The organism is Aeromonas sp. MaB10011B, assembly GCF_017939325.1.
GTDB lineage: Bacteria > Pseudomonadota > Gammaproteobacteria > Enterobacterales > Aeromonadaceae > Aeromonas > Aeromonas caviae.
On the sequence record NZ_JAGKRK010000052.1, the window covers coordinates 61,420 to 81,787 of the forward strand.

19 protein-coding genes, 1 pseudogene and 1 other annotated feature are annotated in these 20,368 nt (G+C 60.9%); of the genes and pseudogenes, 14 read left to right on the forward strand and 6 right to left on the reverse strand.

Annotation, left to right across the window (positions count from 1 at the left end):
- The first annotated feature begins 80 nt into the window (after window positions 1-80).
- The gene (locus J9893_RS13340; RefSeq protein WP_182957642.1) at window positions 81-560 is read left to right on the forward strand and encodes a putative 4-hydroxy-4-methyl-2-oxoglutarate aldolase; all 480 of its coding nucleotides are present in this window, start codon (window positions 81-83) and stop codon (window positions 558-560) included.
- 3 nt (window positions 561-563) lie between these two features.
- On the opposite strand, the gene J9893_RS13345 is transcribed toward J9893_RS13340, so the two are convergent.
- Complete coding sequence (locus J9893_RS13345; RefSeq protein ID WP_039039355.1) at window positions 564-1,040, reverse strand: hypothetical protein; 477 nt, start codon at window positions 1,038-1,040, stop codon at window positions 564-566.
- Window positions 1,041-1,206: 166 nt separating this feature from the next.
- Here J9893_RS13345 and J9893_RS13350 point away from each other — a divergent pair, with 166 nt between their 5' ends.
- The gene (locus J9893_RS13350; RefSeq protein ID WP_039039356.1) at window positions 1,207-1,596 is read left to right on the forward strand and encodes an META domain-containing protein; all 390 of its coding nucleotides are present in this window, start codon (window positions 1,207-1,209) and stop codon (window positions 1,594-1,596) included.
- 102 nt (window positions 1,597-1,698) lie between these two features.
- On the opposite strand, the gene aceK is transcribed toward J9893_RS13350, so the two are convergent.
- A complete protein-coding gene (gene aceK, locus J9893_RS13355) occupies window positions 1,699-3,426 on the reverse strand; it encodes a bifunctional isocitrate dehydrogenase kinase/phosphatase (protein WP_210600587.1) in 1,728 nt (575 codons plus the stop codon).
- A gap of 195 nt (window positions 3,427-3,621) precedes the next feature.
- On the opposite strand from aceK, the gene J9893_RS13360 reads away from it, so the two are divergent.
- The 5 genes from J9893_RS13360 (at window position 3,622) to J9893_RS13380 (ending at window position 9,837) form a co-directional block, all read left to right on the forward strand.
- Complete coding sequence (locus J9893_RS13360; RefSeq protein ID WP_010673587.1) at window positions 3,622-4,329, forward strand: tRNA/rRNA methyltransferase; 708 nt, start codon at window positions 3,622-3,624, stop codon at window positions 4,327-4,329.
- 72 nt (window positions 4,330-4,401) lie between these two features.
- Window positions 4,402-4,532 (forward strand) — a sequence feature (Thr leader region).
- 57 nt (window positions 4,533-4,589) lie between these two features.
- Window positions 4,590-7,049 carry a bifunctional aspartate kinase/homoserine dehydrogenase I gene (gene thrA, locus J9893_RS13365; protein ID WP_041214768.1) on the forward strand — a complete coding sequence of 820 codons (2,460 nt, stop codon included), beginning with the start codon at window positions 4,590-4,592 and terminating at the stop codon, window positions 7,047-7,049.
- A gap of 1 nt (window position 7,050) precedes the next feature.
- A complete protein-coding gene (gene thrB / locus J9893_RS13370; protein WP_029314022.1) occupies window positions 7,051-8,043 on the forward strand; it encodes a homoserine kinase in 993 nt (330 codons plus the stop codon).
- Window positions 8,040-9,314 (forward strand): threonine synthase, encoded by a 1,275-nt coding sequence (gene thrC / locus J9893_RS13375; RefSeq protein ID WP_049636630.1) that lies wholly within the window; start codon window positions 8,040-8,042, stop codon window positions 9,312-9,314. The genes thrB and thrC overlap by 4 nt, the downstream gene beginning before the upstream one ends.
- 124 nt (window positions 9,315-9,438) lie before the next feature.
- Window positions 9,439-9,837 carry an SgcJ/EcaC family oxidoreductase gene (locus J9893_RS13380; protein WP_210600589.1) on the forward strand — a complete coding sequence of 133 codons (399 nt, stop codon included), beginning with the start codon at window positions 9,439-9,441 and terminating at the stop codon, window positions 9,835-9,837.
- A 264-nt stretch (window positions 9,838-10,101) separates the two neighbouring features.
- On the opposite strand, the gene J9893_RS13385 is transcribed toward J9893_RS13380, so the two are convergent.
- The gene (locus J9893_RS13385) at window positions 10,102-10,668 is read right to left on the reverse strand and encodes a hypothetical protein (protein WP_210621923.1); all 567 of its coding nucleotides are present in this window, start codon (window positions 10,666-10,668) and stop codon (window positions 10,102-10,104) included.
- 23 nt (window positions 10,669-10,691) lie between these two features.
- Window positions 10,692-11,588: an RNA-directed DNA polymerase gene (locus tag J9893_RS13390; protein WP_210600593.1), complete on the reverse strand. Its 897-nt coding sequence runs from the start codon at window positions 11,586-11,588 to the stop codon at window positions 10,692-10,694.
- A gap of 854 nt (window positions 11,589-12,442) precedes the next feature.
- Here J9893_RS13390 and J9893_RS13395 point away from each other — a divergent pair.
- Window positions 12,443-12,784 carry a hypothetical protein gene (locus J9893_RS13395; RefSeq protein WP_244813003.1) on the forward strand — a complete coding sequence of 114 codons (342 nt, stop codon included), beginning with the start codon at window positions 12,443-12,445 and terminating at the stop codon, window positions 12,782-12,784.
- 160 nt (window positions 12,785-12,944) lie between these two features.
- Here J9893_RS13395 and J9893_RS13400 read toward each other — a convergent pair whose 3' ends face one another.
- Window positions 12,945-14,093 carry a BCCT family transporter gene (locus J9893_RS13400; RefSeq protein WP_244812999.1) on the reverse strand — a complete coding sequence of 383 codons (1,149 nt, stop codon included), beginning with the start codon at window positions 14,091-14,093 and terminating at the stop codon, window positions 12,945-12,947.
- On the opposite strand from J9893_RS13400, the pseudogene J9893_RS13405 reads away from it, so the two are divergent.
- From J9893_RS13405 to J9893_RS13430, 6 genes and pseudogenes are all read left to right on the forward strand, one after another.
- Window positions 14,035-14,427, forward strand: a pseudogene (locus tag J9893_RS13405) (DUF2063 domain-containing protein); the annotation flags it as partial. The gene J9893_RS13400 and the pseudogene J9893_RS13405 overlap by 59 nt on opposite strands.
- Window positions 14,424-14,879 carry a DoxX family protein gene (locus tag J9893_RS13410; protein WP_041213281.1) on the forward strand — a complete coding sequence of 152 codons (456 nt, stop codon included), beginning with the start codon at window positions 14,424-14,426 and terminating at the stop codon, window positions 14,877-14,879. The pseudogene J9893_RS13405 and the gene J9893_RS13410, both read left to right, overlap by 4 nt.
- A 60-nt stretch (window positions 14,880-14,939) precedes the next feature.
- Window positions 14,940-15,404, forward strand: a complete 465-nt coding sequence (locus J9893_RS13415) for a GNAT family N-acetyltransferase (RefSeq protein WP_210600597.1) — start codon at window positions 14,940-14,942, stop codon at window positions 15,402-15,404.
- A gap of 202 nt (window positions 15,405-15,606) precedes the next feature.
- The gene (locus J9893_RS13420) at window positions 15,607-16,902 is read left to right on the forward strand and encodes a PAS domain-containing methyl-accepting chemotaxis protein (protein WP_210600599.1); all 1,296 of its coding nucleotides are present in this window, start codon (window positions 15,607-15,609) and stop codon (window positions 16,900-16,902) included.
- A 144-nt stretch (window positions 16,903-17,046) separates the two neighbouring features.
- A complete protein-coding gene (locus J9893_RS13425) occupies window positions 17,047-17,604 on the forward strand; it encodes a DUF3332 domain-containing protein (RefSeq protein ID WP_041213278.1) in 558 nt (185 codons plus the stop codon).
- A gap of 84 nt (window positions 17,605-17,688) precedes the next feature.
- Window positions 17,689-19,062, forward strand: a complete 1,374-nt coding sequence (locus J9893_RS13430) for an HD domain-containing protein (protein WP_210600601.1) — start codon at window positions 17,689-17,691, stop codon at window positions 19,060-19,062.
- Window positions 19,063-19,131: 69 nt separating this feature from the next.
- Here J9893_RS13430 and J9893_RS13435 read toward each other — a convergent pair whose 3' ends face one another.
- On the reverse strand, window positions 19,132-20,211 hold the full coding sequence (locus J9893_RS13435; protein WP_198497489.1) for an FUSC family protein: 1,080 nt from the start codon (window positions 20,209-20,211) through the stop codon (window positions 19,132-19,134).
- Window positions 20,212-20,368 lie beyond the last annotated feature (157 nt).

Here is a 20,368-nt window from a genome sequence, read left to right on the forward strand (position 1 = left end):
ACCCGGCCGGTGGATTGTCAGCGCCCCGACATGATGAAAGAATGAGCGGACACATTTCACTCCATGGAAGGATGATGATCATGCTGGACCTGCTGCCCGACCTTTGCGATGAACATGGCGATGCCCTTAGGATCGCTGACCCCCTGTTTCACGACTATGGCGGCAAGACGCTGTTTTACGGCGAGGCCGTGACCCTCTCCTGCTTTGAAGACAACAGCCTGGTGCGTGATCTGGTCAATCGTCCCGGCCATGGCAAGGTGATGGTGATCGACGGGGGCGGCTCCCTGCGTCGGGCGCTGCTCGGGGATCAGCTGGCCATCAAGGCGGTGGAGCAGGGGTGGGAGGGGATCCTCATCAATGGTGCCGTGCGGGATGTGGGGACGCTGGCGACCCTGGCGCTGGGGGTCAAGGCCTTGGCCCCCTGCCCGGTCAAGACCGAAAAACGGGGCCTGGGCACGCTGGACACCGTGGTCTCTTTTGCCGGTGTGACCATAGCGCCCGGCGACTATGTCTACGCCGACCTCAACGGTGTGCTGGTGAGCGGCGCCAGGCTCCTCTGAACCTCAGAAGTTGAAGCCCACGCCCAGAGTGAGAAAGTGTTCCGTGCTGAAGGCACTGAGTCCGTAATTGGCGGTGATGGCCAGGGAGGGTGTCACCAGCAGGCTGCTGTTGAGCTCAACCAGGGTGCTGGCCTTGCTCACCTCCAGTTGCTTGAGCTGGCTGCCGATGTTGAGTGACGGGGAGAGGCGATAGCGCACCCCAGAGCTGATATTGAACCCGGCCTGCCCGCTTTGGGGGCCGATGGCGGGGCCGGCCTCCATGTAGAGGCTGATGTCATCCTGAAGCGGGTATTGATAGCCGGTATTGATGAGCCAGAGGTCGAAGTTGTCGCCAAGATGGCTCTGGTTGCCGAGCAGTACGCCGGAATAGCTTTTGACGTAGAGCGGGTTGTCCGATTCGGTCTGGAGAAAACTCCAGTCGGCGGCCTGAGCCGAAAAGACGAGGCTGGATGCCATGGCGATGACGAGAGACTTGACCATTCGTTTCCCCTCCCTGGGTCCGAACAGGACTACAAGCATGGCACATGCCAGCGGGGAGTAAAGGGAACCCCGATCACAATAAAAGAGTTTTGATTGACGCCGCAGTCATGGTACACAGGCCCCTCACTCCGTGTCGTTACGACACGCTCCATCACGAGGTGAACTGATGAACAACAAACTGATCCTGCTGGCCGCTCTGGCCCTGGGAGGCTGCGCCATGACTACGGGGTCCACGCTGGCACAATTGCAGGCATCGACCTGGCAACTGCAAGGGGCGAGCGGTGATACCTTCACCCTGCAGGTCGCCGGTGACAAGGTGGCGGGCAAGGGCGGCTGCAACCGCTACTTTGGCGGCATCACAGAGCAGGGTGACGGCGTGTTGACGCTGGGCGCCATGGGTTCGACGCGCATGATGTGTGCGGGGGATCTGGCCGGCAAGGAGATGAACTACCTGCAGACCCTGGAGAAGGTGGCGAGCTTCCAGATCAGCGGCAAACAGCTGGTGCTAAAGGATGCCGACAAGGCCACCTTGCTGACCTTTGACGCCGTGAAATAAGCCGGGAGCTCGTCAAAGGCTGTCGCAGGCGGCCCCTGCGCCAGCGTGCAGAAGAATGTGAAAAGGGACGCCATGGCGTCCCTTTTTGTGCCTGATGCCGGGTCATCCCCCTCGCTGGAAGCGAAACCGCTTCTTGCGCCGGTAGGGATAGACATCCTCGAACATCCCCTCCTTGATGTTGCTCTGCAGCATCTTCCAGTAGTTGGCGTCGAAGAGCTCCTTGTGCAACTGCATCATGATCTCCCGCACCTGGGGTTTTTGCAGCAGGAAGGTGGCGAATTCCTCCGGGAAGATGTCGTTGGGTGCCACCGAATACCAGGGTTCGGCGCTCCACTCGTCCTCCGGGTAGCGCGGCGGCGGGATCTGGCGGAAGTTGCACTCCGTCATGTAGCAGATCTCGTCGTAGTCATAGAAGACCACCCGGCCGTGGCGAGTCACCCCAAAGTTCTTGAACAGCATGTCGCCGGGGAAGATGTTGGCCGCCGCGAGCTGGCGGATGGCGTTGCCGTACTCTTCCAGGGCGAGGCGGGTCTGCTGTTCGTCCGCCTGATCCAGATAGAGGTTGAGCGGGATCATCTTGCGCTCGGTGTAGAGGTGTTTGATCACCAGCTTGTCGGCGGTGAGGGTAAGCGCAGAGGGGGCCACCGCCTTGAGCTCGGCCAACAGCTCCGGCGAGATGCGATCGAGGGGAAACTCGAAGTTGGTGAACTCCTGGGTATCTGCCATGCGGCCCACTCTATCGTGCTGTTTTACCAGCCGGTATTTCTCCTTCACCTGCTCGTGGCTCACCTCCTTGGGCGGGGTGAACTCGTCTTTTATCACCTTGAACACCACATCGTAGGAGGGGAGGGTGAACACGCTCATCACCATCCCCTTGATGCCGGGCGCAATGACAAACTGTTCCCGGCTCTGGGCCAGGTGCTGCTGATAGTGGCGATAGAGCTCGGTCTTGCCGTGCTTCTGGCAGCCGATGGCGTTGTAGATTTCATAGTCCGGCTTGCGGGGCATGATCTGGCGAAGGAAGGCCACAAAGAGCGCCGGTACCGGGGCATAGACCATGAAGTAGGCGCGGGCGAAGCCGAACACGATGGAGGCCAGCTCCGGCTCGAAGATGACGGTGTCCACATAGATGCTCTGACCGGTGCTGAGCAGGGGCAGGATGAAGGGATAGACTTCTCCCTTCACCCGGATGAGCCCCACCAGATAGGCTCCCTTGTTGCGATAGAACACCTCCCTGAGCAGCTCGATGGCGAAGGGCTCCTCGTGCAGGATGGCCGGGCCGCTCTCTGCCAGATGGCGGTGGATGTCCATGATGTCCCGCTGCTTGTCTTCGAAAGGGAGGGTGAAGCTGTAATCTCCGAGCAGCTGGCTCAGGGTCTGGGGCAGGTGGGAAAGATCGGTGCGATAGATACGCAGCAGGGATCCCAGGTCAGGATTGTCACCCCGGCTCACGAAGGGGTGGATATAAAGGTTCTCGTCGCGGATGTTGCGATGGCGGAAGATGCGGCGATAGACGGAATTGAAGAAGGACTCCGCCACCTCGAAGTTCTCGCAGCGGGGCAGGAGATCGCTGAAGGCGCCTTTCACCTGCTTGAGCAGGGCCTGGGTCGGCAGCTGCTCCCCCATCATCTGTTTGATCTGCGCCGTGGTGGCGCCGACATGGTGATCATAGAGGCGGATGCGCTCTCGACCGGCGAGCTGCACCCCCAGCCAGTCGCTGTTCTCGAAACGGCTCTTGCTGCCCTGGGTTATCTCGAGAAAGCGGCTGTAAAACGACTCAAAACGTTGCAGGATCGTCTCGGCGACCGCCTGCTCCAATGGCTGCTGCATCTCTCTCTTCCTTGTGAACTGTCGGGCCCATGGCGTCAGTGCCCTGAGGCGGCGGACTCGCGTCCAAGGCCACTATGGCAACATCCAAACATCTGTTCAAGTGGCAATATTTCGGGATAAACGGTAGATTGCGCCCCTGTTTTGCCGACGGTTCGCCGCAGTTCGCGGCGTCGGCCCCATCCTGGAGAGAACCCGATGAAACTCTATTTTGTGCTGGTGTCGCCCGCCCGTGCCGCCAACGTGGGGGCTGCTGCCCGCGCCATGAAGACCATGGGCTTCGATGCCATGCGACTGGTGGGGAGCCGGGTGCACGAAGAGGAGGAGGCGAGCTGGGTTGCCCACGGGGCGCAGGAGATCCTGACGGATGCGCAAGCCTTCGACACCCTGGAAGAGGCCCTGGCGGACATGGATTTGGTGGTCGCCACCACCGCCCGGCAGCGCGGCCGCTACCAGCACTACCTCACCCCGGCGGACATTCGCGACCAGGTCCGGGCCAAGCCCTCTCTCGAGAAGGTGGCCATCGTGTTTGGCTGCGAGGAGTCCGGACTCTCCAACGAACAGCTCGCCCAGGTGGATCTCATCAGCTACCTGCCTCTCAAGGTCTCATACCCGTCCCTGAACCTGGGTCAGGCGATCATGCTGTATGCCTATGAGCTGAGTCCGCTGCTCGATGACCAGAAAGTGAGCGACGAGCAGGACGTAGCAGAAAATTTCGAGAGTGCCGGGCAGGTTCGCGTGCTGAAATCAAAAACAGCAGAATTGCTTGGTGAACTCGGAGTTTCGCAGGATGAAAAACTGCATCAATGGGTGATGGACCGAGTGCCCATGCTGCCGCAGCGGGATCTCAATATGCTCCATCTGCTCTGCAAAGACCTTGCCCGCAAGTTTGGCAAGGAGGTTTAGGTTGACAGCCCCTCGCCGGGCGCGGTATTGCTAACAACCAGATTCGTTCAAGAGTGTTCGTCATGCAGCTATTCACCAACATCATCACCACCACCATTATTACCGGTACCACCACAGGTGGCACTGGGGCCGGTTGATGCGCTGACGAACAAGCACAGAAATCAGAAAAAGGCCCGTACCCACCCAGTACGGGCCTTTTTTGTTGGATTGTTTTTAGACCAATTAGCAGATCAATTTGCAGGGAATACAGGGAGATAGCGATGAGAGTGTTGAAATTTGGCGGGTCGTCACTGGCCGACGCAGAGCGTTTCTTGCGGGTTGCCGATATCGCGGTGAATACCCACGGCCAATCCCAGGTGGCCCTGGTGCTGTCGGCACCGGCCAAGGTGACCAATCACCTGGTCGCCCTGGTGGAACAGACCAGTCGCGGCATGGATGCAAGCAGTACCCTGTTCGAGATCAACGGCATCTTCTCCCGCCTGCTGGCCGGCTTGAAGGCCGCCTATCCCGCGCTGGATGACAAGGCGCTGCAGGCTCGTTTGACCAGCGAACTGGATCAGGTCGAGCGGCTGATGCAGGGTATCCGTCTGCTGGGGCTCTGCCCGGACAACGTCCAGGCCCGCATCCTGAGCCGTGGCGAGAACCTCTCCATCGCCTTCATGCACGAGCTCTTGCGGGTGCGCGGCCTCGAGCTGGATCTCATCGTGCCCGAGCAGTTGCTGGTCACCGATGGCGGCTACCTCGAAGCCCATGTGGACATCGAAGCCTCCCGGGTGCGCTTCGCCGCCAAGGGCCTGCGCTCTGATTGTCTCTACCTGATGCCGGGCTTCACCGGTGGCAGCGACAAGGGCGAGACCGTGCTGCTGGGCCGCAACGGCTCCGACTATTCCGCCGCCGTCTTGGCCGCCTGCGTCGATGCCGAGTGCTGCGAGATCTGGACCGACGTGGAGGGCTGCTACAACTGCGACCCGCGCCTGGTACCGGATGCCTACCTGCTCAAAACCCTCTCCTATAAAGAGGCGATGGAGCTCTCCTACTTCGGTGCCAAGGTGCTGCACCCGAAGACCATCGCCCCCGTGGCCCAGTTCCACATTCCCTGCCTCATCAAGAACAGCTTCAACCCCCAGGGTCCGGGTACCCTCATCGGGGTCGATCAGGGGGATGACGATCTGAAGGTGAAGGCCATCTCGGATCTCTCCGGCATGTGCATGTTCAACGTCTCCGGTCCCGGCATGAAGGGCATGGTGGGCATGGCCGGTCGCATCTTCTCCGCCGTCTCCCGCGCCGGGGTCAGCATCGTGCTGATTACCCAGTCGTCCTCCGAGTACAGCGTCAGCTTCTGTATCCACAGCTACGACAGCGACAAGACCCGCAAGGTGCTGGAGCGCGAGTTCGAGCTGGAGTTCAAGAACCAGTTGCTGGACCCGCTCGAGATCATGACCGATCTGGCCATCATCTCCCTCATCGGTGACGGCATGCGCACCTCCAAGGGGATGGCGGCGCGCTTCTTTACCTCCCTGGCCCAGGCCTCCATCAACATCGTCGCCATCGCACAAGGGTCGAGCGAGCGCTCCATCTCCGCGGTCGTGCGCTCCGGCAAGGTGGCGGAAGCCATCAAGGCGTGCCACCAGAACTTCTTTGGCAGCCAGCAGTTCATCGATCTCTTCGTGGTCGGGGTGGGCGGCGTCGGTGCAGCCCTGGTGGATCAGATTGCCCGCCAGCAGCCGGTACTGGCCGAGCAGGGCACCGGCCTGCGAGTAGTGGGCATCGCCAACAGCCGTCAGATGGCGGTCAACAAGGATGGCCTGGCCCTCGCCAACTGGCGTGAACAGCTGGTGGAAGCACAAGGCAGTTTCAGCCTGGAGGCGGTGAAGAAGCTGGTGGAAGAGAGCCACCTCATCAACCCGGTGATCGTCGACTGCACCTCGAGCGAAGCCGTGGCCGTCCAGTACGCCGATTTCCTGGGGGCCGGTTTCCACGTGGTCACCCCGAACAAGAAGGCCAACACCGGGTCGCTCGATTACTACAAGGCGCTGCGTCGCACCGCCCGCCAGACCCGCCGCAAGTTCCTGTACGAGACCAACGTGGGCGCGGGCCTGCCGGTCATTGAGAACCTGCAAAACCTCATCAAGGCCGGTGACAAGCTGCGCGCCTTCGACGGCATCCTGTCCGGGTCGCTCTCCTTCATCTTCGGCAAGCTGGACGAGGGGATGGCCTTCTCCGAGGCTACCCAGATCGCCCGCGGCAACGGCTTCACCGAGCCGGATCCCCGCGATGACCTGAACGGCATGGACGTGGCTCGCAAGCTGCTCATTCTGGCCCGCGAGGCCGGCATGGCGCTGGAGCTCTCCGATGTGGAGGTGGAGCAGGCACTGCCGCCGGGCTTTGACGTGAGCGGCGACGTGGAGGCCTTCATGGCCCGCCTGCCCGAGGCCGACGGCTGGTTCCGCGACCAGTTCGCGGCGGCCCAGCGTGAAGGCAAGGTGCTGCGTTACGTCGGCTCCATCGAGGGTGGCAAGTGCAAGGTGGCCATCAAGGCGGTGGGTGGTGACGAGCCCCTGTTCAAGGTAAAAGACGGGGAGAACGCGCTCGCCTTCTTCTCCACCTATTACCAGCCCATCCCCCTGGTACTGCGCGGCTATGGCGCAGGGACCGAAGTGACCGCCGCCGGTGTCTTCGCCGATGTGCTGCGCACCCAGAACTGGAAGCAGGAGCTGTAACATGAGTTCAGAGATGAACCCGAATGTAGAAATCGGCGGCAGCGTGGTGGCCTATGCCCCGGCCTCCAGCGCCAACCTGAGCGTGGGCTTTGACGTCCTGGGGGCGGCGCTTGCCCCCGTGGATGGCTCCCTGCTGGGTGACCGCGTCCAGGTCAAATCGGCAGAGGTGCCTTTCGCTCTCTCTTCCGTGGGCCGTTACGCCCACAAGTTGCCGGACGACCCGAAAAAGAACATCCTCCACGACTGCTGGGTCGCCTATGGCGAGGCGCTTGAGAAGCGCGGCCTTGGTCTCAAGCCGCTGGAAATGGTGCTGGAGAAGAACCTGCCGGTGGGCTCGGGCCTGGGATCGAGCGCCTGCAGCGTGGTGGCGGCGCTGGAAGGACTCAACGCCTTCCACGGTGCGCCCCTGAATGAACACGACCTGCTGCTGTTGATGGGGGAGATGGAAGGGAAGATCTCCGGCTCCGTCCATTACGACAACGTGGCGCCCTGTTATCTGGGCGGCATGCAGCTGGTGCTGGAGGAGGGGGGCGTCATCAGCCAGGGCATCCCGGTGTTTGACGAGTGGTACTGGGTGGTCTGCTACCCGGGCACCGTGGTCTCCACCGCCGCCGCCCGCGCCATCCTGCCGGCCCAGTATCGCCGCCAGGACTGCCTCACCTATGGCCGCCGGCTGGCCGCCTTCGTGCATGCCAGCTACAGCCGCCAGGAAGGGCTGGCCGCCAGCGTCCTGAAAGACGTCATCGCCGAGCCTTATCGCGCGGCCCTGATTGAAGGCTTCAACGAGGTGCGGGCCCAGGGGGCCCAGAACGGGGCGCTGGCCACCGGCATCTCGGGGTCCGGTCCCACCGTGTTCGTGGTGATGAAGGATCTGGCCCAGGCCGAACGCATGAAAGAGTGGATGGAAGCGCACTTCGTGCGCAATGAAGATGGATTTGCCCGGGTCTGCAAACTGGACATGGCCGGGGCACGGGTAACAGGAAGCGAGCTATGAATCTTTACAACATCAAGGACAAGAGTGAACAGGTGAGCTTCGCCCAGGCGGTGCGTCAGGGTCTGGGCCGCGAGCAGGGGCTGTTCTTCCCAGAGACCCTGGAGCCGCTGGCCGATGTGGATGCCCTGCTGGATCTGCCGCTGGCCGAGCGCTCGGCCCGCATCCTGAGCCACCTGCTGGGTGACGAAGTACCGGCTGCCAAGGTGAGCGAGCTTATCGACGCCGCTTTCACCTTCCCGGCGCCCCTGGTGAAGCTCAAAGATGGCACCTATGCCCTCGAGCTGTTCCACGGCCCGACCCTGGCGTTCAAGGATTTCGGCGGCCGCTTCATGGCCCAGTGTCTGGCTGCGTTCAGAACCAATGACAAGATCACCATCCTCACCGCCACCTCCGGCGACACCGGTGCCGCCGTGGCCCACGCCTTCTACGGCCTGGAGGGGATTGAAGTGGTGATCCTCTACCCCAAGGGCAAGATAAGCCCCTTGCAGGAGGCGCTCTTCTGCACCTTGGGCGGCAACATCCGCACCCTCGCCATCGACGGTGACTTCGATGCCTGTCAGGCGCTGGTCAAGGATGCCTTCGACGATGAAGGGCTCAAGACCGCCATCGGCCTCAACTCCGCCAACTCCATCAACATCAGCCGCCTGCTGGCCCAGGTCTGCTACTACTTCGAAGCCGTGGCCCAGTTGCCGAAAGCCGATCGCGCCAAGGCGGTCATCAGCGTGCCGTCCGGCAACTTCGGCAACCTCACCGCGGGTCTCATCGCCAAGGCGCTGGGGCTGCCGGTGAAGCGCTTTATCGCCGCCACCAACGCCAACGACACCGTACCGCGCTACCTGAAAACCGGCCAGTGGGAGCCGCACCAGACGGTCGCGACCCTGTCGAACGCCATGGACGTGAGCCGCCCCAACAACTGGCCGCGGGTGGAAGAGCTGTGCCGTCGCAAGGGCTGGGCGCTGGAAACCTTGGGCTCAGGGATGCGTGATGATGCCCAGACCCGCGATGCGCTCAAACGCCTGCATCAGCTGGATTACCTGTGCGAGCCCCACGGGGCGATTGCCTGGGATCTGCTGAACGAGCAGCTTGGGCAAGACGAGGTTGGGGTCTTCCTCTGCACCGCCCATCCGGCCAAGTTCAAGGAGTCGGTGGACGAGATCCTGAATCTGGATGTGCCGCTGCCGGGCCCGCTCGCCAAGCACGCCGCGCTGCCGCTCCTGTCTCACGATCTGCCCGCAGACTTTGGCCGCCTCAAGGCCTTCCTGCTCGGTTAAGCCGTCATGAGATGCTGACGATCCCCCGCTTTTTCACGAGAGCGGGGGATTTTTTTATGTCCGGTATTGATGTCCGGTATAGGGCGGGTAGCCCGCCCTATACCCCTGAAACAAGGAGCACCGCATGAGCCCGCATCCCCTTCGTACCCTGATCGAGACCTGTGACGCCGCCATCTCCCGGCGCGACTTCGACGCCCTGATGACCTTCTACGCCGAAGACGCCGCCCTGGTGGTCAAACCCGGCATGGTGGTGCGCGGCATTCCCGCCATCCGCCGCGCCTTCACTGCCATCTCCGATTACTTTGACGGTCAGCTTGAGGTGACCCAGGGGGCCATGGAGGTGATCGAGGGGGCCGACAACGCCCTGGTGATCATGGAGACCCGGCTGCGCTACCCGGGCAGGGAGGGGTGGATTGATGAAACCCGGCGCGCCACCTATGTGTTTCGCAAAGAGCCCGATGGCCAGTGGCGTTGCACCATAGATAACTCCTATGGGACTTCATTGCTGGATGTAATCCTATAAGTGACAGACCGCTGCTGGATAAGCCGGACAACCATCTGGGTCACGCTTCGCGCCAACTGCTTATTCAGGTGCTGGCCGACTATCCGGGCACCTTGCTGCTGGTCTCCCACGATCCTGACTTTGTGGCCGGGGTGGGGGTTGAAAGGGAGTATTGGTTGGAGGGATAGGGGCTAAATCGTGAGCCAGCCAAGGAATGGCTGGCTCAGAAAGGGGAGTGTCCCAGATTGTTCTTGTAAGTGGCGGTCCGGTGGAGTGAATACAAGCTCACCCACTTTTGGAGCTTTGTACTTGATTCAATATATCGATAGCAAGATCTTCATTTCGATCAAAGCAAGACAAGATAATATCCCTATGTCGACAATTTCCTACGCCATGCAATGATGCCAGCTCTTTGATATATCTATCTGTAGACTCCATTAACTTTTCCATGTCAAAACCCTTTGAGAATTGCCTCAGCTCATTTGGTATTGTGTCAATGTAATATTCAATCCCATTTATATCCAATATCGCTAGAGATTGCTCTATTACTTTTTGGTTTGAGTCTGTTAAACGTTTTTCATCAATTAATACTGGCGCCGAATCAATAGCTAACAACTGAGCTACAGCCTGTGTTGTATTAGAACCTAATTTTAATATCTCAGTTACATCCCTAGTTATTAAACATTGAATTGATATTGTGATTTGCTGGAATTCGTCAAGTTTAGATAATTTTTCAAATAATTGCTGTAATTCTTCTTGATTAAGAAGGATCAATAACCTACCGGAAATGAATCGTAGTTTTGGTATGTATCTTTTTTTCTCATAGTTATTAGGGAAGGTGCGAATAAGCACCCTCCACAACGAAACTGAAAAAATTAGTTTATTAAATTCAAATGCTTACAAAGGCGCATTTTTATGTTTGGTGACTTATTCGCACCTTCCTTAGCGGTTAACATGAGGGTGATATATTTGCTTGCTGTTTTCAGCATTTCATGCTTACAAGATAAAGCTTGAGAAATAAGGCTCTGGATAGATATTTTTCTAATGGCTTTTGAAGACCAGTGATACTTCTTAATCCAATCAGATAGTTTTTGGAGGGATGATGATTCTTTCATTACAGCAGAGTAATCTAGAACAGGGATTCGTATACTGTTCGCCTTAAATGCTTCAGATAAAATTTCTATTTTATCTGGATTAGAAAAAATAAATCTCTTTATATTCGCTATTAGCTTTATCCAGTCGAGGCTGATTGAGTTGTTGAAGTCGTGTTCTCCTTCTAACCACTCGCTATTAACAACAGAAAAATCCTTTTGACCATCATGTAAATCAAGCCCTAAGTTATCAAACATTTTTTCAAGCTGGCCTCTCCAACTTTTCAGCTCGGGTGGAGATCCTACGAAGATAACATCATCAACATATCTACAATAGCGGCCATTTGTGAGTTCATGCATTTTAGAGTCAATATCGTCAAGAAGAAGGTTTGCTATGACGTGACTGAACATGGGGCCTGTTAATATGCTATGACCGGAAGAATTTTTTGAATTTAACTCGAAATGATTTTCTAATATTTTATTTCCCAGTTGGACGTATCTAGGTTGCAGAGCAGATTTATGACACTTTTCGTTCCAAACGCGTAACGCATCTTCACATTTAATACTGGGATAAAATTTTTTTATGTCAGTGTAAAGGACAGAGCTATTTTCATTTTCCCAACATAAATTTGCTATGAATTTATGCCGTTCTTTGATGCCATCGAAGTATGAAGAAAACAATCCAGTGAAATCATTTTCATCAGCATATCTATAGCTGAAGACATATGGTTTAGGGTGGAACTCTTTATATTTCCTGATTACCCATGATTAGGGAGGGTGCGAATAAGCACCCTCCACAACGAAACAGAAAAATTTAGTTCATTAAATTCAAATGCTTACAAGGGCGCATTTTTATGTCTGGTGACTTATTCGCACCTTCCTTAGAAATCCCTCCGACAAAACCTTTCTCCGCTGGTGTTTTTGCAAGATCTTCTAAATTGTTATTAATTAAAAGTTGTTTCCAAGAACTTACCAAGTTATCAGGTAATCTCATTTCAGAACTATTGGAACACCAGACAGAATCCGGCAAACTTTCGTTGCTAATTAGCCTATCCATTTTTTAACCTTATTATCTTCAACGTTCACCTGCAAAATCGAGTGTTTCCGACCCCAACCCACGCTACCGCCCCTGGATTACAGCTTCCAATGCGCTCCATTAACCAGCGGGCGGGGCCCGGATGGTGCTGTAGGCGCCGAATGGCCAGCATAGCCTCAAGCCTCATACGCAAACCAGTCGAAAATTGACGCAACTGGCGAGAAGCGCTGAATTTTTGCGCCAGCTCACCAATCTTGTCTCTTGTCTCTTGTCTCTTGTCTCTTGGCCGAGTGGAGGCGATCAGGGGGAAGGAAGGCTGTGCGAGTACGGCGGCACTTTGGTTGTCATCAAGCCGGGGGACTATAGTGCAGCGAGGCGAGGGTGCCTCGTTTGGCCCGCGTGAGTGGGGCTAACCACAATGGATAGAACGAAGGGAGTTGGTCATATGAAGCGGATCCTGATGGTGTTGAGTCTGTGTGTGACGGTGTTTGGCATGGGAATGGGGGTGGCCCAGAGTGCAACAATGGCGAGTGATGGCGCGGGGGCGCAGCAGGCGTGCGAGGCCCAGGCCGCGGCCAAGAAGCTGGCGGGCGCCGCCAAGACCAGCTTTGTGGGCAAGTGCGTCAAAGATGCCTCCGCCAGTGCCAAGGCAAGCCAGTGCGAGAAAGCGGCCGCCGACAAGAAGCTGGCTGGCGCGGCCAAGAACAGCTTCGTGCAAAAGTGCCTGAAGACGGACGGGGCTGCCGACAAGGCGACCCAGTGCGAGAAGGCGGCGACGGACAAGAAGCTTGCCGGGGCGGCCAAGAACAGCTTTATCCAGAAGTGCGTGAAAACCGCCTGAGCCGGTTGAGGCTCTGAAATCAACGCAGGTTGAGGCAGTGACGAGAAAGGGGCCCTGGGGCCCCTTTCTCTGTTGTGATGGGTGGTGGGGACAGCCCTCGCCGCCAGTGTGCCCGGCCATAAGCTCTGGGCGGGGAGCTGACTTGATCCCTGCCTGGTCATCACTCTCCCTGGGTTGGCTGGGTATGTTCGGGGGCGCTGCTCAGCAGATCCTGCCCCTCGTCCTGGCTCAGCACCAGATAGCGCTCGTACTGGCGCAAGACGTCGGCACTCAGCTCGTCCCGGGTCAGGTACTGGATGTCGTAACCGGCGCGGCCATCGGCAAAATAGGTGATGGGCTCGAAGATGCGGGCCTCGGGATCGTGGTTGTGGGCCGCCTCCAGGGGGGTGAAGGCGGGGGCGGGGCGGGCTTCGATGCGCACCCCGTAGCAGAAGTCCCGGCGACCTTGCTGGGGTACCAGCAGATGGCACTGATCCGGCCCATCCTCTTCGACCCGGCTGGTGATTCCCCGGGCAGCGAACTCCTGACTCAGGGCCGTCAGGGCGGGCAGGGCGACCTTGTCCATAAAGGCGCGGGCCTCCTGCTCGGTGGAGGGGCGTAGCAGGTGATCCATCCGGGTGCGCCACTGCTTGCCGTTCCAGAAGTCAGTGGCGGGGGAGAGGCGCCTGGCCGAGTGCTCCTTGTCTGCGACAAGGCCGCGGCAGAGTCCGAGGCAGAGCAGGACCATGATGAAGGCAAACGGCAGGGCGGCGATGAGGGTCATGGACTGGAGTGCCGCCAGCCCCCCTGTGCTCATCAGGGTACCCGCGGTGACCCCGAGCAGCAGAGCCCAGAACAGGCGCTGCCAGACCGGTGAGCCCTCCTTGCCCTGGGTGGCGATATTGTCGATGACGAAGGCTCCCGAGTCGGCGGAGGTGACGAAGAAGACGCTGATGAGGATCACCGCGAGGGCCGAGGTGATGTCCGCTCCCGGCAAGAGGTCAAAGAAGTTGAACAGCAGGGTGTCGATGTTGCCGACCGAGTCGATGAGGCTTATGCCCCCCTCATGCTGGCTGGCCCAGATGGCGGCGTTGCCGAACACAGTCATCCAGAGCAGGTTGAAGGCGGTGGGCACGAACAGGACGCCGAGGATGAATTCGCGCAGGGTGCGTCCGCGGGAGATGCGGGCGATGAAGAGGCCGACGAAGGGGGACCAGGAGATCCACCAGGCCCAGTAGAGCAGGGTCCAGTTGCCGAACCAGCCCGCCTGGCGGGTCTCGCTGCTTGCACCAGAGACGCGGCGCTGGCCCGCCGAGCGGCTTGCCGCCATGACCCCTGACCACTGGGAGCGGCTGGTGCTGCATCCTGCCTGCGATCTGCTGCTCCTGGAGAGCCCCCATCCGGTGCTGGCGCTCTGGCAGATGGCCCTGCACGGCGGTGAGACGGTCAGGGAGCTGGATGCTGTCTGCTCCCTGGCACTCAAGAAACGCCCCGGACACCGGGTCGACCCCATTCCCCTGGATGCCGCCGCCTGGCGTCTGCTGCAAGGCTGCCTGCAGGGCAGGCCGCTGGCCAGCCTGCTGGCTCAGGATCCCGCCATGGCCGAACACCTGGCCCCCCTCATCACCCTCGACCTGCTGGTCGATCTGGAGCTTGCCCCATGACAACGCAAACCCTTGCCAGGCCCCTTGGCCCCCTTGTTGAACGAATCTTGCCCTGGTGCAGCGGTGGCCTGTTGCTGCTTGCCAGGCTCTGGGTCGCCACCATTTTTCTGCGATCCGGCTGGCTCAAGTTAACGGCCTGGGACAGCACCCTCTATCTGTTCGAGTTCGAATATCAGGTGCCCCTGCTGCCCTGGCAGTGGGCGGCCTATGCGGGCACGGCGACCGAGCTGTTGCTGCCCCTCTTCCTGCTGGCGGGCCTCTTCACCCGTCCGGTCGCCTTGCTGCTCTTTGGCTTCAACGCCATGGCGGTCATCTCCTACCCGGCCCTCTGGGCGGGAGGCTTTCACGATCACCAGTTGTGGGGCTGGATGCTGCTGACCCTGGCCGTGTGGGGGGCGGGCCCCCTGGGGCTCGACAGCTGGCGCCTTGCCCGTCGCTCGCCTCCGGCGTAAGGTGGCCGCACACGAGCCCTGCCTGACTGACGGGTGGGCAAGGAATGCAAAGGAGAAGAGATGAAGGTTCGCGAGGCCCTGGCGGCCGATATTCCTGCCCTGACGACACTGCGCATGGCGCTCTTTTGCGAGGTGGGGGAACTTGCCCGGCCCGATGAGGATCCGGTCCTCAGGGAGGCGACGCAGGCCTACTTCATTCAGGCGCAGGAAGAGGGTCGCGCCCGTAGCTGGGTGGTGGAGGAGGAGGGCGAGGTGGTGGCGTGCGCCACCCTGGCACTCTTCGTGCGCCCGCCCTACCCGGGCAATCTGGCGGGGCGGGAAGGGTACCTGCTCAACATCTACATCCGGCCGGCCTGGCGCAGACGGGGAATGGCGAACGCCCTGCTGGTGGCCATGGTGGCGTATGCCCGCGAGCAGCAACTGGGCAAGCTGTGGCTCCATGCCAGCAGTGATGGGCGCGCTATCTACGAACGGTTCGGCTTTGCTGGCAATCCCGCCTGTCTCGAGTGCGTACCTGCCCGTTAGCCTCCTCTTTTTCTGCACCGGGCTGATCCTCTTTCACAAGGGCTGCGTACTGGGAGCCCTTGGCGGCATCGCCGCTTTTCTATACACTGCGCGCCCCATTCGTTTCAGTCGTCCGACCACTTATGTCGGCGCTGGCGGTGCCGATACCCTCTGTGGGTGAGGCCGTGGTGCCCATGGGGATGGTCAACGAGGAAGAAGTGTCATGTTCAATCAGAAGCTCAAAGCGCAGTTGCAGGCATGCCAGACCCGGCTCGACGAGGAGCAGGGCATCATAGAGGCGATCAAGGCGGGTGCCGCCACCGTCATCTTCAGCCCGGAGGGGATCATCCAGGAGGCGAGCACCCCTTTCCTGGCCCTGATGGGATATGGTGCCGCCGAACTGATTGGGCAGCCCCACAGCCAGCTCTGTCCAAGGGCCTGGGGGGAGTCCGGTGACTATCGCCAGTTCTGGCGCCGCCTCGCCCAGGGGGAGGTGCAGTCAGGCACCTTCGAGCGCGTGAACCGGCAGGGGGAGACGCGCTGGCTGGAGGCGACCTATTTCCCGGTGAAGCACCAGGGCCGGGTGACCCGGGTACTCAAGATGGCCAGCGACGTCACCGAACAGCACCAGCGGCTGGGGCGGCTCGAGGCGCTCACCGAGGCGCTGGACCGCTCCCAGGCCATGATCGAGTTCACCCCGAACGGCGACATCCTCCATGCCAATGCCAACTTCCTGAGCGTCATGGGCTACACCCTGGGGGAGATCGCGGGCAGGCACCACAGGATCTTCTGTGACGAAACCTTCCTGCGCGAGCAGCCCCGTTTCTGGGAGGAGCTGGCCCGGGGCCAGTTCAAATCCGGCCTCTTCATGCGCCACAACAGCCGGGGGCAGGCCGTCTGGCTGGAGGCGACCTACAACCCCATCCGGGATGGTAGCGGCAAGGTGGTGCGGGTGGTGAAGTTCGCCAGCGACATCACCGCGCGCATCGAGCAGAACCACGCCACCCGGGAGGCCGCCCGCCTGGCCCACAGCACCGCCCAGGAGACCCTGCACAGCGCAGAGGAGGGGGCGGGCTTGCTGCGCGCCGTGGTGCAGACCTCTTCCCTCATCGCCTCCCAGGTGGATGAGGCCATCGCCCTCATCGGCCAGCTCAACGAGCAGTCTAGAAGCATCGAGGCCATCGTCTCGACCATCAGCGCCATCGCCGATCAGACCAATCTGCTGGCCCTGAACGCCGCCATCGAGGCGGCGCGGGCGGGGGAGCAGGGGCGCGGGTTTGCGGTGGTGGCGGACGAGGTGCGCCAGCTGGCCGCCCGCACGTCGCTCTCTACCGACGAGATCGCCAAAGTGGTGCAGAAGAACCGCGAGCTGACCGCCAGGGTGACCGACGACATGGCCGGGGTGGCGGGCAGCGCCGAACTCGGCAAGCAGCAGATAGCCGGGGTGGACAAGCTGATGAGCGAGATCCACCAGGAGGCGGACAGGGTCTCCCAGACGGTGTCGGCCCTCTCCATCTGAGGGGCTGGCCACAAGATTGCCAACAGAGTGAGCGATCGGACGGCCAGGCTGAACCCTGGCTGTATGAGGCCCCCCTTCATCATTGTGCCGCCCGGCCCCCTTGTTTAGGCTGCCGCCTCCTTTTTATTGAGCAGGTAGACAACAATGGCAGTACGACAGAGAGGCAGGGCACTGGCCCTGCTGCTGGGAGTGGGGGCGAGCCTGGGGCTCGGCGGTTGCATGGGCCAGATGGGCCTCTCTTCCATGGTGACCAAGGGCAACCTCAGCGTGGTGGACAACCGCTACGGCCGTGCCGGCGTCTTCGTGCTGCTCTCCCCCGTCTATGGCCTGGCGGCCACGGCGGATCTCTTCGTGTTCAACACCATCGAATTCTGGTCCGGCAAGAACCCCATTACCGGCAAGTCGCCCGCCCTGGTGGATCAGAAGAGCGATGCGATCATCAAGGTGAACCAGCACCTGGATCCTGCCCTCAACCAGGTGCCGCTGGCCCTGCTGCCCCAAGGGGTGCGCGAGGTACAGGTGAGCTACCCGGACGAGCGCACCGCCCAGATGGAGATCCACTACATCGACGGTCAGCGCAGCCTGATGCGGGGAGAGATGCGCGGGGAGCGGCTGGATCTCTATCTGGATGACAAACTGGTCTCGACCCTGAGCCGCGAGCAGCGCGATGCGGCGGCAAGTCGGGGAGCGGTGCAGGCATAATTTGTCGCGCCCCTGATCCTTTACTCCCGACAAATGCTATACATGCCTGCGGGCAAGTACGCCCCGATGTAGAGGGAGTGGGCTATGACGGTAAACGGGTTGCGTTTGGCAGAGCTGATTGGTTCTCTCAGCCATGCCCTGGACATGACGGAAGGGCAGCCGAGAGGCCATTGCATCCGCTGCTGCTGGATAGGCTCTCGTCTGGGGGAGCAACTGGGACTGGATGCCCGGCAGCGCCACGACCTCTACTACACCCTGTTGCTCAAGGATCTGGGGTGCAGCAGCAATGCCGCCCGCATCTGCGAGCTCTATCTCACCGACGATCTTCACTTCAAGCGCGACTTCAAGCTGGTGGATGGCTCCCTCTCCGAGGTGGTCAACTTCGTGCTGGGCCACACCGGCTTGCAGGCGGATCTGCTGGGCCGTTTTCGCAGCCTGTTCCACATCTTTCGCAACGGGGATCAGATAGCCAACGAGCTGATCCTGACCCGCTGCCACCGGGGGGCGGACATCGCCCGCCAGTTGCGTTTCAGCGACGAGGTGGCCCAGGGGATCCTCTCCCTGGATGAGCACTGGAGCGGCAAAGGGCGGCCGCAACAACTGGCGGGGGAGGCCATTCCGCTCTTCTCCCGCATCGCCCTGCTCTGTCAGGTGGTGGACGTGTTTCACGCCGCCGCCGGGCCGGACGCGGCGATGAGGGAGCTGCGCGAGCGCAGTGGAAACTGGTTTGATCCCGCCCTGGTCAATGCCTTCGAGGCGCTGGCCGATGACGCCTTCTGGCAAGGGCTGGCGGATCCCGCGTTGGCGGAGCGGGTCTTCGCCCACCCGGCGGGGCAGGGGGAGGTGGCGCTGGATGAGGATTATCTGGATGAGATTGCTGCGGCCTTCGGCCAGGTGGTGGACTCCAAGAGCCCCTATACCGCGGGGCACAGCGGCAGGGTGGCGCTCTATACCGACATCCTCGCCGCCCAGATGGGGCTGTCCGAGGCGCGGCGACGCTGGCTCAAGCGGGGTGCCCTGCTTCACGACGTGGGCAAGCTCGGGGTGAGCAACGCCATCCTCGACAAGCCGGGCAAGCTTGACGAGCAGGAGTGGGCGGCGGTGCAGATGCATGCCGCCTACACCGAGGAGATCCTGAGCCGCATCGGCGCCTTCGAGGAGCTGGCCCTGGTGGCTGGTGCCCACCATGAGCGACTCGATGGCAAGGGCTACCCCAAGGGGCTCAAGGGGGAGGCGATCACCCTGGAGACGCGCATCATCACCACCGCCGACATCTTCGATGCCATCACCGCCAAGCGTCCCTATCGGGATGCCATCCCGGTGCCGAGGGCCCTGAAGATGATGGCGGAAAACCTGGGCACGGCCATCGACCCCGACTGCTTTGCCGCCCTGAAGGCGGGGATAGAGGACTTCTCCCTCTACCTCACTCCCGAGCAGCCCCTGGCTCGTGCAAGCTAAGGCGCGAGCCCGAGACAAGCAAGCCCCGAATCGGCGGGGCTTTTTTGTGGGCGGTTGCAGGCGGCGCGATCAGGGGCGGGTCGAGGGCTTGGCATAGGGTTGCAGCACCAGCCCCAGCAGGCGATAGAGGTGGGCGAGCTGCTCGATGAGATGGAGATTGAGCCAGAGGTAGCCGCCAAGAGTGGGGTCGTGTCCCTGGCCTGGCGCTTGGCTTGTGTCCCCATCGAGCCGGGCGACGGCGGCTTGCAGGCGGCCGATGGCCTGGTCGGCCGCCGTGGTATCGCCGCTCTTGAGCATGAGGGCGAGTTCGGTGAGCACCGACTCCGTCGCCTGCTGGCAGGCGCGAAGCCCCGGGTGGCTCTGCATCAGGAAGTGGCTCTGGCGATCCCGCCAATAGGTGTTGGCCAGCATCTCCAGGGTGCAGACGCTGTTGCGAAGGGTGGTCTGGGTCGCCTCGAACAGCGGGCTGCCAAGGCGGGTCTCCTTGACCGCCGGGGCCAGCAGGGGGCGCAGGCTGACTATCTTGGCGAGCAGGCGGGCATGGCTTCGGGTGAGCTTGGGGCGCTCCAGCACGTTGGGGGAGAGGTGGGTGTGGTAGAGCCGCCCGGCCTGCTGCAGGGCGTCGTGCATCTGCAGACGCCAGTGGGTATAGGCCCGCTGGGGGTAGATGCTGCAAAACAGCAGGGCCAGCACCGACCCCAGGATGACGTCGCCGCTGCGCCAGAGCGCGGTCTCGATGTCCCCGGGCACCCCGCCGACGATGACCCCCAGGGTGATACCGATGAGCAGCCCCACATAGGGGCGCTTGCCGAGCGCCAGGTAGCCGCACAGGAACATGATGGCGCAGCACCAGGCCAGCATCAGGGGCAGGGAGTAGAGCTCCAGATAGAGGGCCACCACCCCGCAGGCGGCGCCGAAGACGGTGCCCACCACCCGTTGCAGGGCGCGCGACAGCACGTTGCCCCAGAAAGAGATGGGGCCCATCACCACCACCAGGGTGATGAGGGGCCAGGTGCTCTCCGGCAGCTTGAGCTCCCGGGTCAGCAGGAAGGTGAGGGTGAAGGCCAGGGCGATGCGCAGGCCGTGGACCAGGCGGTAGCGGCCATAGATGAGCAGATCGAAGCGGGAGAGCGGGGCATTGAGGCGCAAGGGCGTTCTCTTATCTCGGGTCAGGGTGGTGAGGATAGCAAGGGGGACGGCATTCGCCTTGACCTGCGTCGTTTCTCCGGTTCATGGGGGCGCACCTGTCGGCAGGCGCACCATGACCCGCTCGCCGGGGGGAAGGGCCGCGCTACCCGGTGCCCGT

Coding starts and splice junctions, on each gene's coding strand:
- J9893_RS13340 (WP_182957642.1), top strand. CDS start 81: ATGCTGGACCTGCTGCCCGACCTTTGCGATGAACATGGCGATGCCCTT.
- J9893_RS13345 (WP_039039355.1), bottom strand. CDS start 1,040: ATGGTCAAGTCTCTCGTCATCGCCATGGCATCCAGCCTCGTCTTTTCG.
- J9893_RS13350 (WP_039039356.1), top strand. CDS start 1,207: ATGAACAACAAACTGATCCTGCTGGCCGCTCTGGCCCTGGGAGGCTGC.
- aceK (WP_210600587.1), bottom strand. CDS start 3,426: ATGCAGCAGCCATTGGAGCAGGCGGTCGCCGAGACGATCCTGCAACGT.
- J9893_RS13360 (WP_010673587.1), top strand. CDS start 3,622: ATGAAACTCTATTTTGTGCTGGTGTCGCCCGCCCGTGCCGCCAACGTG.
- thrA (WP_041214768.1), top strand. CDS start 4,590: ATGAGAGTGTTGAAATTTGGCGGGTCGTCACTGGCCGACGCAGAGCGT.
- thrB (WP_029314022.1), top strand. CDS start 7,051: ATGAGTTCAGAGATGAACCCGAATGTAGAAATCGGCGGCAGCGTGGTG.
- thrC (WP_049636630.1), top strand. CDS start 8,040: ATGAATCTTTACAACATCAAGGACAAGAGTGAACAGGTGAGCTTCGCC.
- J9893_RS13380 (WP_210600589.1), top strand. CDS start 9,439: ATGAGCCCGCATCCCCTTCGTACCCTGATCGAGACCTGTGACGCCGCC.
- J9893_RS13395 (WP_244813003.1), top strand. CDS start 12,443: ATGGGGGTGGCCCAGAGTGCAACAATGGCGAGTGATGGCGCGGGGGCG.
- J9893_RS13400 (WP_244812999.1), bottom strand. CDS start 14,093: ATGGCGGCAAGCCGCTCGGCGGGCCAGCGCCGCGTCTCTGGTGCAAGC.
- J9893_RS13410 (WP_041213281.1), top strand. CDS start 14,424: ATGACAACGCAAACCCTTGCCAGGCCCCTTGGCCCCCTTGTTGAACGA.
- J9893_RS13415 (WP_210600597.1), top strand. CDS start 14,940: ATGAAGGTTCGCGAGGCCCTGGCGGCCGATATTCCTGCCCTGACGACA.
- J9893_RS13420 (WP_210600599.1), top strand. CDS start 15,607: ATGTTCAATCAGAAGCTCAAAGCGCAGTTGCAGGCATGCCAGACCCGG.
- J9893_RS13425 (WP_041213278.1), top strand. CDS start 17,047: ATGGCAGTACGACAGAGAGGCAGGGCACTGGCCCTGCTGCTGGGAGTG.
- J9893_RS13430 (WP_210600601.1), top strand. CDS start 17,689: ATGACGGTAAACGGGTTGCGTTTGGCAGAGCTGATTGGTTCTCTCAGC.